General features: G+C 60.5%; 14 protein-coding genes. 11 read left to right on the top strand and 3 right to left on the bottom strand.

Translation table 11 applies throughout. The annotated features are described in order from the left end of the window. Positions 1-36 precede the first annotated feature (36 nt). The gene (locus J2X66_RS21245; protein ID WP_310268060.1) at positions 37-1,002 is read right to left on the bottom strand and encodes a LysR family transcriptional regulator; all 966 of its coding nucleotides are present in this window, start codon (positions 1,000-1,002) and stop codon (positions 37-39) included. Between the two features lie 306 nt (positions 1,003-1,308). Here J2X66_RS21245 and argH point away from each other — a divergent pair, with 306 nt between their 5' ends. The 11 genes from argH to J2X66_RS21190 all read left to right on the top strand — a co-directional run bounded on the left by argH (position 1,309) and on the right by J2X66_RS21190 (position 13,213). Further along, complete coding sequence (argH, locus tag J2X66_RS21240) at positions 1,309-2,736, top strand: argininosuccinate lyase (RefSeq protein ID WP_310268057.1); 1,428 nt, start codon at positions 1,309-1,311, stop codon at positions 2,734-2,736. A 149-nt stretch (positions 2,737-2,885) separates the two neighbouring features. Further along, positions 2,886-3,764, top strand: coding sequence for an amino acid ABC transporter permease (locus J2X66_RS21235; RefSeq protein WP_027923055.1), 879 nt, complete (start codon positions 2,886-2,888; stop codon positions 3,762-3,764). Between the two features lie 10 nt (positions 3,765-3,774). Continuing rightward, positions 3,775-4,539: an amino acid ABC transporter ATP-binding protein gene (locus tag J2X66_RS21230; protein WP_027923054.1), complete on the top strand. Its 765-nt coding sequence runs from the start codon at positions 3,775-3,777 to the stop codon at positions 4,537-4,539. Between the two features lie 39 nt (positions 4,540-4,578). Next, a complete protein-coding gene (locus J2X66_RS21225; RefSeq protein ID WP_310268053.1) occupies positions 4,579-5,403 on the top strand; it encodes an ABC transporter substrate-binding protein in 825 nt (274 codons plus the stop codon). Positions 5,404-5,519: 116 nt separating this feature from the next. Then, positions 5,520-6,368: a polysaccharide deacetylase gene (locus J2X66_RS21220; protein WP_310268050.1), complete on the top strand. Its 849-nt coding sequence runs from the start codon at positions 5,520-5,522 to the stop codon at positions 6,366-6,368. Continuing rightward, entirely contained in the window at positions 6,361-7,248 is an 888-nt protein-coding gene (locus tag J2X66_RS21215) for a polysaccharide deacetylase (RefSeq protein WP_310268046.1), read from the top strand. Before J2X66_RS21220 ends, J2X66_RS21215 begins: the two co-directional genes overlap by 8 nt. After that, positions 7,245-8,594 carry an MmgE/PrpD family protein gene (locus tag J2X66_RS21210; protein WP_310268043.1) on the top strand — a complete coding sequence of 450 codons (1,350 nt, stop codon included), beginning with the start codon at positions 7,245-7,247 and terminating at the stop codon, positions 8,592-8,594. The genes J2X66_RS21215 and J2X66_RS21210 overlap by 4 nt, the downstream gene beginning before the upstream one ends. Before the next feature lie 79 nt (positions 8,595-8,673). Further along, complete coding sequence (locus J2X66_RS21205) at positions 8,674-9,852, top strand: MFS transporter (protein ID WP_027923049.1); 1,179 nt, start codon at positions 8,674-8,676, stop codon at positions 9,850-9,852. Between the two features lie 161 nt (positions 9,853-10,013). Further along, positions 10,014-10,721, top strand: coding sequence for an HPP family protein (locus J2X66_RS21200; protein WP_310268038.1), 708 nt, complete (start codon positions 10,014-10,016; stop codon positions 10,719-10,721). 230 nt (positions 10,722-10,951) lie between these two features. Further along, positions 10,952-12,058, top strand: a complete 1,107-nt coding sequence (locus J2X66_RS21195) for an enoyl-CoA hydratase/isomerase family protein (protein WP_310268035.1) — start codon at positions 10,952-10,954, stop codon at positions 12,056-12,058. 3 nt (positions 12,059-12,061) lie between these two features. After that, complete coding sequence (locus J2X66_RS21190) at positions 12,062-13,213, top strand: acyl-CoA dehydrogenase family protein (protein ID WP_027923046.1); 1,152 nt, start codon at positions 12,062-12,064, stop codon at positions 13,211-13,213. 115 nt (positions 13,214-13,328) lie between these two features. Here J2X66_RS21190 and J2X66_RS21185 read toward each other — a convergent pair whose 3' ends face one another. Then, the gene (locus J2X66_RS21185) at positions 13,329-14,102 is read right to left on the bottom strand and encodes an enoyl-CoA hydratase (RefSeq protein WP_310268030.1); all 774 of its coding nucleotides are present in this window, start codon (positions 14,100-14,102) and stop codon (positions 13,329-13,331) included. Between the two features lie 14 nt (positions 14,103-14,116). Next, a complete protein-coding gene (locus J2X66_RS21180; protein ID WP_007945943.1) occupies positions 14,117-15,244 on the bottom strand; it encodes an acyl-CoA dehydrogenase in 1,128 nt (375 codons plus the stop codon). Between the last annotated feature and the right edge of the window lie 31 nt (positions 15,245-15,275).

The following is a 15,275-nucleotide window of genomic DNA, read 5'->3' as shown; positions in this document are numbered from 1 at the left end:
CGCACAGGAAGTTGCTGTTGGCGGCCCCTGTTTGTTTCACGCAGGTGCCTTCAAATCAACCCCCAACGCCTGCGCAAACGCCTTGACCAGCGGACTGCGCACGGTGTTGTGGCGCAGGATCAGATTGAACGGCGTGACGATGTTGATCAGGTCCGGGCGCACCGCGCGAAACTGTCCATGAGCCACCATCGTCGCGGCGTAATGCTGCGGCAGAAAACCGACAAAACGACCGGTCTTGATCAACAGCGCCACGGCTTCCACTTGGGTAGCGGACGCCGAAAAACTGTCGTAGTGAGCGAAGTTCAGCTTGTCCCGATGAATCGCGTAGCGATGGTTGATGCACTCATGGTGCCTGAGCACATCGCTGCCCATTTCGGCGTCCGGCGTCGAAAACAGCGGGTGACCGACAGCGCAATAAACTTCCGAGCGTTCTTCATACAGCGCGTAATAATCAAACTCCTCTCTTTTTTGGTACACCGGCACGATCCCCGCCACTAATCGCCCCTCTACCACTCCCCTTTCCACTTCATCCAGTTGCGATGACTGAAGTTGAAACCTTACTTTCGGCGACTCTTCATTAATTCGTCTTAGCGCTGCAACTAACGGTGAATTAGCATCGGAAATCGTATTGTCGATAACGCCCACCCCCAGATCGCCGATAAGTTCGTTTTGCGCTGAACTAAGACGATCTCGAAAGTTATCGACCGAGGCAAACAAATCGATCGATGCCTGATACACCAAGCGCCCTTCTTCGGTCAGGTGAAAGCCTTCTCGACCCCGGGTACACAGGCGCATGCCAATGCGGATTTCCAGGTCGGAGATCTGTTTGCTGATCGCCGCCAGCCCCACATTCAGCTCATTTTGCGCCGCACTAAAGCCCCCGGCCTCGACCACGGCCTTGAATACTTTGAGCAATTTGAAGTCCAGCCCACTGAGGGCCAGCGGTGCCCGTTGCAGCGGTTTTGGCGGCGGGTTTCCGGAATTGGAAAGTGGGGTTTCCATAATGCTTATTTACCTCTGGCGCCGTATTCAACAACCTGTGTCCAACAACAAAAATAGTGCCGGTAAATAATAATGACCACAGAAAACCAGGCTTGGCAACCGCCAATAAATTCCGTACTTCAGTGCCAACTCACTGATGTTCAACGACTAAAAGCTGACACTTCGATCAGCTCTCGTGACTTCGCAACTGCGCTTATCCCCTGCCCTTGAATTTGATTAGGCCGAACCTCGCCCGGATGATTTTCGACGCGTGTTCCAAGCCTGGCATACCGATTTCAGTTTGCTTTACCGACGAGGAAAACAACAATGTCTCAAACCACCGACCGTCTCTGGGGGGCTCGCTTCAAAAGCGGCCCGTCCGAAGCCCTGGCGGCCCTGTCCCGTTGCCCCGAGCGCTACTTTCGCCTCACCCCGTACGACCTCGCCGGCTCCAAGGCGCATGCCCGTGAACTGCAGCGTGCCGGGCTGCTGACCGAGCAAGAAACCCTGACCATGCTCGACGCGCTGGAGCGCATCGGTGATGACTTCCGCGCCGGCCGCATCGCCCCGACGCTGGACGACGAAGACGTCCACACCTTCATCGAACGCCTGCTGACCGAACGCCTCGGCGCCTTGGGCGGCAAGCTGCGTGCGGGCCGCTCGCGCAACGACCAGACCGCCAACGACCTGCGCCTGTTTCTGCGTGATCACGTCCGCACCCTGGCCGTCGAAGTGCTGGCCCTGCAACAGGCCCTGGTCGATCAAGCCGAGCAACACATCGAAAGCATCTGCCCGGGCTTCACCCACTTGCAGCAGGCGCAACCCATCGTCTTCGCGCACCACTTGCTGGCTCACTCGCAATCGTTGCTGCGTGACGTGCAACGCCTGGTGGATTGGGACATACGCACCTCACTGTCGCCACTCGGCGCTGCGGCCATGGCCGGTTCCGCCATTGCTCGCCTGCCGCAACAGTCGGCCAAGGAAATGGGCTACAGCGGCGTCTGCGAAAACTCCATCGACGCCGTCGCCAGCCGCGATCACGTCGCCGAATTCCTGTTTATTGCGAGCATGCTCGGCATCAACATTTCCCGCCTCTCCGAAGAATTTTGCCTGTGGTCGTCGCGGCAATTTCGCTGGGTTGCGCTGGACGATGCCTACGCCACCGGCAGCTCGATCATGCCGCAGAAGAAAAACCCGGACATCGCCGAACTGGCCCGGGGCAAGGCGGGTCGCCTGATCGGTAACCTGACCGGTTTGCTCTCCACGCTGAAATCCCTGCCGCTGTCGTACAACCGCGACTTGAGCGAAGACAAGAACGGCGTGCTCGACAGCGTCGACACCTTGCTGCTGGTGCTGCCGGCCATGGCCGGGATGGTCGCAACCATGAAGGTCAACGTCGAAGAACTGCGTCGTCAGGCACCACTGGGCTTCACCCTCGCCACCGAGGTCGCTGACTGGCTGGCCATGCGCGGCGTGCCGTTCAAGGAAGCGCATGAGATTACCGGCGCGCTGGTCCAGGCCTGTGAGAAACACGACATAGAACTGTGGGAAGCCTCGCCGGCATTGCTGGCCGAAATCGACCCGCGCCTGACGCCTGAAGTGCGTGACAGCCTGACCCTGGAAGCCGCCATCGCCGCCCGCAGTGGCTGGGGCGGCACCGCACCGCAACAAGTGCGCGAGCAGATCGGCCGGCTGAAAACCGCCCTCGCTGCGCAACACGCGTGGACCGAGAACTATCAGGGTTTCCGGCTTTAAGGCAGAACACAAAACCTGTGGGAGCGAGCCTCCTCGCGAAAGCGGTGGGTCAGTCAACATCAGCGTTGAATGAAAAACCGCATTCGCGAGCAGGCTCACTCCTACAGGGATTGAGTTGGACCTGAAACACCAGATTACGGAGAAACAACATGAGCCAGACCCAGGCAGAACGACTCCAGTCGGAGCGCAAACTGGCGGAAAACCAGTTCGACATCACGCAATACCAGCATGTGCCACGGCGTTATTACGGGCGGATTTTCTTCGCCACCCTCATCGTCGTCGCCATTCTCGGTCTGGTGCGGGCCTTCGCCGAAGGCAAGATCGAATGGTCGTACATCGGCCAGTTCCTGACCTCCCAGGCGATCATGTGGGGCTTGCTCAACACCGTCGTCATGGCCGTGCTGGCGATGGCGCTGGGCATTATTTTCGGGGTGATCACCGCGATCATGCGCATGTCGGCCAACCCGATCCTGCGCTACGTGGCCGTGACCTACACCTGGCTGTTTCGCGGTACGCCACTGATCCTGCAACTGCTGTTGTGGTTCAACCTCGCATTGATTTTCCCCACCATCGGCATCCCCGGCCTGTTCGAAATGGACACCGTGAGCCTGATGACGCCGTTCGTGGCCGCCCTGCTCGGCTTGAGCATCAACCAGGGCGCCTACACCGCCGAAGTGGTGCGCGCCGGGTTGCTGTCGGTGGACACCGGCCAGTACGAGGCCGCCAAGTCGATCGGCATGCCGCGCCTGCAAGCGCTGCGCCGCATCATTCTGCCGCAGGCCATGCGGATCATCATTCCGCCGGTCGGTAACGAATTCATCGGCATGGTGAAAATGACCTCCCTGGCGAGCGTAATCCAGTACTCGGAACTGCTCTACAACGCCCAGAACATCTACTACGCCAACGCTCGCGTGATGGAGCTGCTGATCGTCGCCGGTATCTGGTACCTGGCCACGGTCACCGTGCTGTCCTTTGGTCAAAGCCGCCTGGAGCGTCGTTTCGCTCGCGGCGCCGGCAAGCGTTCTTGAGGAGCCCCACATGAGAAGCATCGTCAAGGCCGTGAGCCTGAACAAATATTACGACCAGTACCACGCGCTCAAGGACATCAACATCGAAGTCGAGCAAGGCGAAGTGCTGTGCATCATCGGCCCGTCCGGCTCCGGAAAAAGCACCTTGCTGCGCTGCGTCAACCAGCTGGAAAAGATCGACAAGGGCGGCCTGTGGGTCGACGGCGAACTGGTGGGTTACCGCGTCGTCGGCAACAAACTGCACGAACTCAACGAGTCGCAGATCGCCCGTCAACGCCTGTCCACCGGCATGGTGTTCCAGCGTTTCAATCTGTTCCCGCACATGACGGTGCTGCAAAACATCATCGAAGGGCCGTGCCAGGTGCTCAAGCGCTCGCCCAAGGAGGCGCACGAAGAAGCCGTGGAACTGCTCGCTCGCGTCGGCCTGGCCGACAAGCGCAACAGCTACCCGATCGAGCTGTCGGGTGGTCAGCAACAACGCGTGGCCATTGCCCGCGCCCTGGCCATGCGGCCCAAGCTGATGCTGTTCGATGAACCCACTTCGGCACTCGACCCGGAACTGGTCGGTGAGGTGCTGTCGGTGATGCGCGATCTGGCGCAAACCGGCATGACCATGATCGTCGTCACCCATGAACTGGGCTTCGCTCGCGAGGTTTCCAATCGCATGGTGTTCATGGACGGCGGGCAGATCGTGGAGGCAGGGAGCCCCGAAGAAATACTAATAAGTCCGCAAAACCCGCGCACCCAAAGCTTCATTTCTGCCGTTCGAACCTAAGCGCTGTTTGGCGCTCACAACACTCATAAGAGAACGACCATGAAGAACTTCGTTATTCCAGCAGTACTCGCCGGCCTGATGGCTTCCAGCTTCACCTTCGCCGCCGAATTGCCGGCCAGCATCAAGGCCAAGGGCGAGATCGTGGTAGCGATCATGCCGAACTACCCGCCGATGGATTTCAAGGACCCGGCCACCAACACCCTCACCGGCCTCGATTATGACCTGGGCAATGCCCTGGCCGAGCGTCTGGGCGTGAAGATCAAATGGCAGGAAACCGGTTTCGAACAGATGATCAACGCGCTGACCACCGACCGCGTGGACATGGTCTTGTCCGGCATGACCGATACTGCCGAGCGTCAAGCCAGCGTGACTTTCGTTGACTATTTCACCAGCGGTCCGCAGTTCTACACCCTGCAGAAGAACAAGGACTTCAACGAGATCATCGACCTGTGCGGCAAAAAAGTCGGCACCAGCCGCCGCACCACCTTCCCGGCGGAAATCGCCGAGTGGAGCAAGGCCAACTGCGAAGCCGCCGGCAAGCCTGCAATCAACGTGATCGGCACCGAAGGTTCGGCCGATGCCCGTGCGCAACTGCGTCAAAGCCGTATCGACGCGGCGATGCAGGGCAGCGAGACCCTGCCTTACCTCAAGACCCAGGAAAAGGACATGTACAAAACCGTGGGCTTGCCGATCTCCTCGCAGTTCACCGGGCTGGGCGTGAGCAAGAAAAAGCCTGAGTTGAGTGAAGCGGTGAAGGTTGCATTGCAGAGCATGATTGATGACGGCAGCTACCAGACCATCCTGAAAAAATGGGACCTGGAACTGGGCGCGATCAAGACTGTGACCATCAACGCCGGCAAGTAATGCTTGCCCTGTAGGAGCACGGCTTGCCGGCGATGGCGCACCTGAGGACGCGATCGCTGGCAAGCCATGCTCCTGCAAGTTTTGCGGTTTACCTATAAATGAATGGAGTGCCACTGATGTCCTCCTCGCTGCAACCCACCTGGCCCGCCCCGCACAAAGCCTGCCTCGCCCTGGCCTTCGATCTCGATGGCCCGACCGGCGATGCCATGCTCAACGGCTCGATCTGGCGCAAGCCCGAGTATTTCGGTTTCGGCGGTTACGGCCCTTACCGGGCGCTGCCGCGGATTCTCGACCTGCTCGACGAATTCAGGATTCCAACGACCTTCTTCGTCCCGGCCTGGGTCGTGGAGAACTGGCCGACACAGTGCCAGGCGATTGTCGAGCGCGGGCATGAGGTGGCGTACCACGGCTACAAACACGAATCCTTTTACGCCCTGACGCTGGACCAGCAAAAGGACGTGATGAAGACATCACGCGAGGTGTTCTGGAAACACCTGGCGATCCGCGCCGAAGGCTTTCGCACTCCGTCCGGCGATTGGCGTGCCGAGACCCCGGCGATGCTGGTTGAAGCCGGCGTGACCTATTCCAGCAGCATGCGCGGCGATGACCGGCCGTACTTGGTCAAGGTACCCGGCCACGACACGCCGTTGGTGGAAATTCCCGGCCGCTGGGAAATGGACGACTACGCCTCCCTCGCCTACACCCGCGCCCCGGACTTCCCCTCGGGCCTCGACCGCACCGCCAGCTACGCGCTGACTCTCGACAACTGGTGCCGCGAATACGACGGCGCGATGAACGAAGGCCTGTGCCTGACCACCTTGTTTCACCCCAAGATCACCGGCAAACCGGGTCGCATCCTGTTGCTGGAAAAACTCTTCGAACACATGCGCCAACGCGATGACGTGTGGTTCGCGACCTGCCGCGATGTCGCCCAGTGGTGGCTGAAGGAGCATCACCATGGCTGATTCCACTGTGTGGCCTCAAGGCAAGCGCTGTGCCGTGGTGTTGACCGTTGATTACAACGACATCCACGGCATTCTGACCCAGGCGCCTGAAGTCGCCGGGCGCGACAAGACGCTGTCCGTCTGGCGTTACGGCAGCCAACGCGGAGTCGAGCGCTTACTCGGTTTGTTCAAGGAACTGGGGGTATCCAGCAGTTGGTGCATCCCCGGCATCGTCGCCGAGGAAAACCCCGAACACCTCCGCGCAATACAGGCCGGCGGGCATGAAATCGCCTGTTCAGGCTATCGCCACCAGAACTATGACACCCTCGATCTCGCCCAACAGAGCGCTGAGATTGCCAAGGGTTGCGCAGCGTTGACCGCGCTGACCGGCCAGCGTCCGACGGGGTTTCGCATCCCGGCCGGCAACGGCGCACCGGGTTTCATCGAGGCCTTGAGGGATCAGGGCATTCGATGGTCTTCGTCGTGGCGTGGTGATGACTTGCCGTTCAAGCATCCGACTGCACCGCAAGTCATCGAGTTGCCGCTGCACTATGAACTGGAAGACGAGCCGTATTTCGCCTTCAACCTGAGCCCTGCCGTGCCTGCGGCGCAGTCGCGGATCGCGTCTTACAGCCACACCCTGGGCAACCTGCAAATGGACTTCGCCGGGTTCCACCGGTTTGGCTTGTGCTACGTGCTGCGCCTGCACCCGGAAATCATCGCCACGCCGGGGCGCATCGGTGTCCTGCGCGAATTGCTTGAGGGCATGAAGCAACACAAAGAGGTGTGGATCGCCACAGCCGCTGAAGTTGCGCAATGGTGGGCCGGTTCGGCGCAGCCTGTGGCCGAGGATCACCCGGCCTCGGTGTATGAGCGCCATTATCGGGATTACCTCGTATGACCGAACGCATGCAGCGACTGGCGCAGTTTTGCGTTGACACTCGCTACAACGACTTGCCCCCGGCTTTGGTGACGCAAGCCAAGCGGCACATTCTCGATACCTTCGGCGCGACGTTGGCCGGTTCTGTGAGCGACGTGGCGAAACAATCGCAACAGGTGTTTGCGGGTGAAACCGGTGAAACGTTGGTCTGGGGCACTGGATTGCGGGTCGGGGCCGTTCAGGCGGCCATGCTCAACGGCGTCGCGGCCCATGCACTGGAACTGGACGACACCGGTGGCTGCGACCATTCCGGCGCGGTGGTGCTTCCGGCGGTCATGGCGGCGGTATCGATGTCGCCCACCGCTGTCAGCGGTCGCGAGCTGATCACGGCCGTGGTCATCGGCTACGAAGTCGGCCGGCGCGTTCTGGAAGCCTGCGGCGGTTACGCGGCGCACAACGGCGCAGGCTGGCACTCCACCGCCACGTGCGGTGTATTCGGCGCGGCCGCGGCGAGCGCACGGATCCTGCGTCTGGACCTTCAGCAAACGTTATCGGCGCTGGGCATCGCCGGCAGTTTCAGTGGCGGGCTGTGGGCATTTATCCACGACGGCTCGCACAGCAAAAAACTGCACAGTGGCCGCGCCGCGGAAGGTGGGTTGCTGGCGGCACGGTTTGCGCAGCAGGGCATCAGCGGGCCAACGAAGTTGTTCGATGATGTCTGGGGTGGTTTTCTGAAAACCCTCGCCGGCGTGACATCGCAGCCCGAGGCACTGGACGCCGACGTGGGCGTCGTGTGGAAACTCACCCGCGGTTCGATCAAGCCTCATGCCTCGTGCCGGGGTACGCATTCGGCCATCGACGCATTGGGGATGTTGCTCGATCAATTGCAGGTCGATGTCGATCAGGTCGAAGACATTCATGTTTCGCTGTGCGGGTTTCTTCAAGGCATGTGCGGCGACCAGGAAGTCAGCACCTTGGCGGCGGCGCAGATGAGTTTGCCGTATGCCCTGGCGGCAAGGTTGGTTCATGGTCATTGCCGTTTGCAGGCCTATGACGATGCGCAACGCCGTGATCCGCGTATCGCGCACTGGATGTCGCGCGTTCGTCTTGAAGTGGACCCGCAACTGTCAGAGGATGGCGAACCGGTTGTCAGCCTGCGAACCGTGGACGGTCGGCAGGCAAGCCTGTGTGTCGAAGTGCCGCTGGGAGCGCCGGGGAATCCGTTGAGTGATGCGGCGTTGGAACAGAAGTTTTTCAGTCTGGCCGGGCGGGTGATGTCGCAGGAACGGGCGGCGCAATTGCTTGGGCAGTTGTGGCGGCTCGATGAGATGGAGTCGGTGCGTTTGCTGGATCGGTGGCTGGTTTGATCAGACGCAAGCTCGCCATGGTCTCGCCTCGGTCTGCCGGTAAACACCCAAAAAACTAAATAAGGACATTTGCCCCTCCGTGGCCACTTACTCGCTCGTTATCCGCCGCTTGATGATTGTCTCGCTGACGATTGTCGTCAGCCGCGCCATCACCAGCCCGCTGCTCACGCTGTTCCTGAGCAACAAACTCGGCCTCAACCAACAGGACGTCGGTTTGCTGCTGGGCATCGCGGTGTTTATCGCCACGCTGCTCGCGCTCTACGGCGGCTACATCATCGACCGCCTGGAAAAGCGCCGGCTGCTGATCCTCGCCATGCTCTCCAGCGCCATCGGCTTTGTGCTGCTGACCTTTGCCGAAAACCTCTACCTGACCACCGCCACGCTGGTGATCACTGAAACGGCATCGGCGCTGTTCCTGATCGGATCGAAAGCGATCCTCAGCGAAAACCTGCCCATGGGCCAGCGCGCCAAGGCCTTTTCCCTGCGCTACACCCTGACCAACATCGGTTACGCCACCGGGCCGATGCTCGGCGTGGTGATTGCCGGGGTGTACCCGATTGCGCCGTTTCTGATCGCCGGTGGCATCGCGTTCTTCAGCATTTTCCTGATGATCGGCATCCCCAAGGATTCGGCCCCGGTGCCTGCCATCGGCCAGCCCCAGAGCTTTCTCAAGACGCTGATCACCCTGAAAAACGACCGCACGCTGATCATGTTCACCTGCGGTTGCCTGCTCAGTACCGTGGTCCACGGCCGGTTCACCTTGTACCTGTCGCAATACCTGCTGGTGACGCATGATTCCAAACGCGCCCTGGAAACCATGGCCGCCCTGCTCGCCTGCAACGCCATCAGCGTGATCCTGCTGCAATATCAGATCGGCCGGTTTCTCAAGCGCGAACAACTGCGCTACTGGATTGCCGGTGGCACCAGCCTGTTCATCGTCGGTTTGATCGGCTTCAGCCTGGCCGACAGCCTGGTGTCATGGTGCGTGGCCATGTTCATCTTCACCCTGGGCGAAATGATCATTTACCCCGCCGAGTTCCTCTTCGTCGATACCCTGGCCCCTGAAGAATTGCGGGGCAGCTATTACGGCGCGCAGAACCTCGCCGCCCTCGGCGGCGCACTGAGCCCGGTGATCTGCGGCTTCCTGTTGATGCACACGCCCGCACCGACGATGTTCTATGCCTTGAGCGCACTGACCGCGATGGGCGGATTCCTGTGCTTCATGAGCGGACGGCGCGTGGCGATACTGCAAAATTAGTGCACTGAAACTGCATTAATATGAATTTGTCAGCACATGGATTCAACGGCACACTGTGCCCCGTTCCTCCCCCAATAGTTGGAACACCTTCAAGGGCTTTCTGGATATCCCAGCCAAGCCTTTTTTTTTGCTCGTTTTTTTGTTCACGGATCAACTTCATCATGCTCGCTCGCTGGTTGCCCGACGCCATCAACACCCGCCCTTCCGAATGGAGCCGCGCTGCCATCGGCATGGCCCTTGGGACGCTGTTCAGCGTGTGGGTTTGCGGGCAAGCGTTTGGCATGGACGTCGCGCAGCACCTGATCGGCCCGCTGGGTGCATCGGCCGTGTTGTTGTTCGCTGTGTCCTCAGGCGCCCTCGCCCAGCCGTGGTCGATTCTGGGCGGCTACTTGAGCGCTGGAGTGGTTTCGCTGCTGGTTGCCCATGTGCTCGGGCGAACCCTCGGCAGTGCCTGCCTGGCAGCGGGCATGGCGCTGATGTTGATGTGTTGGCTGCGTTGCCTGCATCCGCCGGCCGGGGCGTTGGCACTGTTGTTGGTGTTGGCCGACCCCGCCACCATCGCGATGGACTGGAAGGCCCTCGGCCCGGTGATGCTCGCTGCCTCGGCGATGTTGCTCAGCGCCCTGGCCTACAACAACCTGACACGCATTCGCTACCCCAAACGCGCCAGCGTACCGGCGGCCGCGATCCCCGCCGACCACCCGCCCGTCGACACCCAGGCGATCACCGCCCTGGACCTCAAACTGGCGTTGGCGGACATGGAGGCGTTCTTCGATGTCACGCCCGAAGACCTCGAACAGCTGATCCATGCCAGTGAACTGCACGCCAAGCGGCGCAGTATCAGCGAAGTACTCAGCAAACGCATTTAACCAATCCTTGTGGGAGCAGAGCTTGCTCGCGATAGCGGTGTGTCATTCAACACTTATGTTGGCTGACAGGGCCCCATCGCGAGCAAGCTCGGCGCCCACAAGTTTGCTGCAAAAACGCAGACAGGACCTGCACATATCCCGGTTGTACATCACAAATTTGCACTGGTACGATCCTGCATCGCTCGCGCGCGAGCATCTCTATAAAGAACAATAAAAGCAGGGAGTTAGTGATGACTGCTCAGGTTTCATCGCAGGGGACTTCGTCCATGGACGCCACGCAAAACGAAGTGCTGGCCGAGGTTCGCAACCACATCGGTCACCTGACCCTCAACCGCCCTGCCGGCCTCAACGCCCTGACCCTGGACATGGTGCGCAACCTGCAGCGTCAGCTCGATGCCTGGGCTCAGGATTCGCAGGTGCATGCGGTGGTCTTGCGCGGTGCCGGCGAGAAAGCCTTCTGTGCCGGCGGCGATATTCGCTCGTTGTATGACAGTTTCAAAAGCGGCGACACGCTGCACCAGGATTTCTTCGTCGAGGAATACGCCCTCGACCTCGCCATCCACCATTACCGAAAACCCGTGCTTGCCTTGATGGACGGCTTCGTCCTGGGCGGCGGCATGGGCCTGGTGCAAGGCGCCGATCTGCGAGTGGTCACTGAAAAAAGCCGTCTGGCGATGCCGGAAGTCGGCATTGGCTACTTCCCGGACGTCGGTGGCAGCTACTTCCTGCCACGCATCCCCGGCGAGATTGGGATGTACCTCGGTATCAGCGGTGTGCAGATTCGCGCGGCGGATGCGCTCTACTGCGGGTTGGCCGACTGGTATCTGGAGAGCGAAAAACTGGCCGTGCTTGACGACAAACTCGATCAGCTCGAATGGCACGACACGCCGCTCAAGGACCTGCAAGGCCTGCTGGCGAAACTCGCAGTGCAACAACTGCCCGATGCGCCGTTGCAAGCGCTGCGCCCGGCCATCGACCACTTCTTCGCCTTGCCCGATGTGCCGAGTATTGTTGAGCAATTGCGTGAAGTGACGATTGCCGACAGCCATGAGTGGGCACGGACCACTGCCGACCTGCTGGACAGCCGTTCGCCGCTGGCCATGGGCGTGACCCTGGAAATGCTCCGTCGGGGTCGGCACTTGAGTCTGGAAGACTGCTTCGCCCTTGAGCTGCACCTGGACCGTCAATGGTTCGAGCGCGGCGACCTGATCGAAGGCGTGCGCGCCTTGCTGATCGACAAAGACAAGTCGCCGCGCTGGAACCCGCCGACCTTTCAGGCGCTGGACGCCAAGCATGTCGCGAGTTTCTTCAGCGGCCTTGATGAGAGTGGGAACTGAGCCATGCACGATATCGAATTGAGCGAAGAACAAGTCATGATCCGCGACATGGCCCGGGACTTTGCCCGCGGCGAAATCGCGCCCCACGCACAAGCCTGGGAAAAGGCTGGCTGGATCGACGACGGTCTGGTGGCGAAGATGGGTGAACTCGGGCTGCTGGGCATGGTGGTGCCTGAAGAATGGGGCGGCACCTATGTCGACTACGTGGCCTACGCCTTGGCGGTGGAAGAGATTTCCGCGGGTGATGGCGCTACCGGTGCGCTGATGAGCATTCACAACTCGGTCGGGTGCGGCCCCGTTTTGAACTACGGCACTGAAGAACAGAAACAGACCTGGCTGCCGGATCTCGCCAGCGGCCAGGCCATCGGCTGCTTCTGCCTGACCGAACCACAAGCCGGTTCCGAAGCGCACAACCTGCGCACTCGCGCCGAACTGCGTGACGGCCAGTGGGTGATCAACGGCGCCAAGCAATTTGTCAGCAACGGAAAGCGCGCGAAACTGGCAATTGTGTTTGCCGTGACCGATCCGGACCTTGGCAAACGCGGCATTTCGGCCTTCCTGGTGCCGACTGACACTGCCGGTTTTATCGTCGATCGCACGGAACACAAGATGGGCATCCGCGCCTCCGACACCTGCGCGGTGACGTTGAATAACTGCACCATTCCTGAAGCCAACCTGCTGGGTGAGCGCGGCAAAGGCCTGTCCATCGCCCTGTCCAACCTCGAAGGCGGCCGCATCGGCATCGCCGCGCAAGCCCTGGGCATTGCCCGAGCCGCGTTCGAAGCGGCGCTGGCCTATGCGCGGGATCGGGTGCAATTCGACAAGCCGATTATCGAGCACCAGAGCATCGCCAACATGCTCGCCGACATGCACATGCAACTGAACGCCGCGCGATTGCTCATCCTGCATGCGGCGCGCCTGCGCACCGCCGGCAAGCCCTGCCTGTCGCAAGCCTCACAGGCCAAGCTGTTCGCCTCGGAAATGGCCGAAAAGGTGTGCTCATCCGCGATTCAGATTCACGGCGGTTATGGGTATCTGGAAGACTATCCGGTGGAAAAATACTACCGGGATGCGCGGATTACGCAGATTTACGAAGGGTCGAGCGAGATACAGCGGATGGTGATCGCCCGCGAGCTCAAAAACTATCTGGTCTGAACCCTAAAAGCATCGCGGGCAAGCCCGGCTCCCACAGGTTATGTGTCAATGGAAAGGACACCGATAACCTGTGGGAGCCGGGCTTGCCCGCGATGGCGTCAGTCAAGACACCGCATTACTTACCTTGGAACTCAGCCTCACGCTTGGCAATAAACGCCGCCATCCCTTCCTTCTGATCCTGCGTCGCAAACGCCGCATGGAACACCCGGCGCTCAAAGCGCACGCCTTCGGACAGGCTCACTTCGAACGCACGGTTGACGCTTTCCTTGACCATCATCGCAATCGGCAGCGACTTCTTGGCAATCAGTGCCGCAACTTTCAGCGCTTCGTCCAGCAATTCATCCGCCGGCACGATCCGCGCGACGATGCCGCAACGCTCCGCTTCCACCGCGTCGATCAAACGCCCGCTCAGGCACATTTCCATGGCCTTGGCTTTGCCCACGGCGCGGGTCAGGCGCTGGGTGCCGCCCATGCCCGGCAGCACGCCGAGGTTGATTTCCGGCTGGCCGAATTTGGCATTATCGCCCGCCAGGATGAAGTCGCACATCAACGCCAGTTCACAGCCACCGCCCAAGGCAAAACCGTTGACCGCAGCGATGATCGGCTTGCGGCGGTTGGCCACGCGATCGCTGTCGCTGAACAGGTCGTCGATGTAGATTTGCGGGTAGGTCAGCTCGGCCATTTCCTTGATATCGGCGCCGGCGGCAAAGGCTTTTTTCGAGCCGGTCAGCACGATGCAGCCGATGTTCGAATCGGCTTCCAGGCCATCAAGGGCCTGGTTCAACTCGCTGACGATCTGCGCGTTCAACGCGTTCAGCGCTTGCGGGCGGTTCAAGGTAATCAGGCCGACGCGGCCGTGGGTTTCCAGCAAAATCGTTTCGTAACTCACAGAGGGACTCCTTCTTATAAATTGCGCGAAATAACCATGCGTTGAATATCGCTGGTGCCTTCGTAGATCTGGCAGACCCGCACGTCGCGATAAATGCGCTCCAGCGGGAAATCGTTGAGGTAACCGTAACCGCCGAGGGTTTGCAATGCCGAGGAGCAGACCTTTTCGGCCATTTCCGAGGCGAACAGCTTGGCCATGGACGCTTCGACCAGCGCCGGTTTGCCGCTGTCACGCAGCGCCGCTGCGTAATGCACCATCTGCCGGGCCACGGCTATTTGCGTGGCCATGTCGGCGAGGCGGAAAGCAACCGCCTGATGTTCGATGATCGGCTTGCCGAAACTCTCGCGCTCACGGGCGTAGTCGCGGGCCGCTTCGAACGCGGCGCGAGCCATGCCCACCGATTGCGACGCAATGCCGACGCGGCCACCTTCCAGGTTGGCCAGGGCGATTCGGTAACCTTCGCCCTCTTCGCCCAAACGGTTGGCGACCGGGACTTTAACGTCTTCGAACAGGATCTGGCAGGTGTCCGACGCGTGCTGACCGAGTTTGTCTTCGACCCTCGCGACTTTATAGCCCGGTGAATCGGTCGGTACGATCAACGCGGTGATGCCACGTTTGCCCGCGCTCGGGTCAGTCACCGCGAACACAATCACCACCCCGGCGTTTTGCCCGGAGGTGATGAACTGTTTGCAGCCGTTGAGCACGTAGTGATCGCCTTCCAGCCGTGCGCGGGTTTTCAGGCCGCTGGCGTCGGAACCGGCCTGCGGTTCGGTCAGGGCGAAGGCGCCGAGCATTGCGCCACTGGCCAAGGGTTTGAGGAAGCGTTCTTTCTGATCGTCGTTGCCGTAGTGCAGGATCGGTACGCAGCCGACCGAGTTGTGCACGCTCATGATGGTCGAGCACGCGCCGTCACCGGCGGCGATTTCTTCCAGGGCCATGGCGTAGGCCAGGTAACCGGTGTCGCAACCACCCCACTGCTCTGGCACCAACATGCCGAAGAAGCCGAGCTCGGCCATTTCACCGATGGCTTCCTTGGGGAAGCGGTGTTCGCGATCCCACTCGGCGGCGAACGGTTTCAGCCGTTCCTGGGCAAACTGCCGGGCGGCTTCGCTGATCTGCAGTTGTTCGTCATTGGGAATCATGCCAAGTCCTTAAAATAAGCCTGTCGTACAA

Origin of the sequence: Pseudomonas sp. 3296, from assembly GCF_031456615.1 — a bacterium.
GTDB classification, from domain to species: Bacteria; Pseudomonadota; Gammaproteobacteria; order Pseudomonadales; family Pseudomonadaceae; genus Aquipseudomonas; species Aquipseudomonas mucoides.
This window is presented reverse-complemented; position numbering and strand designations above follow the sequence as displayed.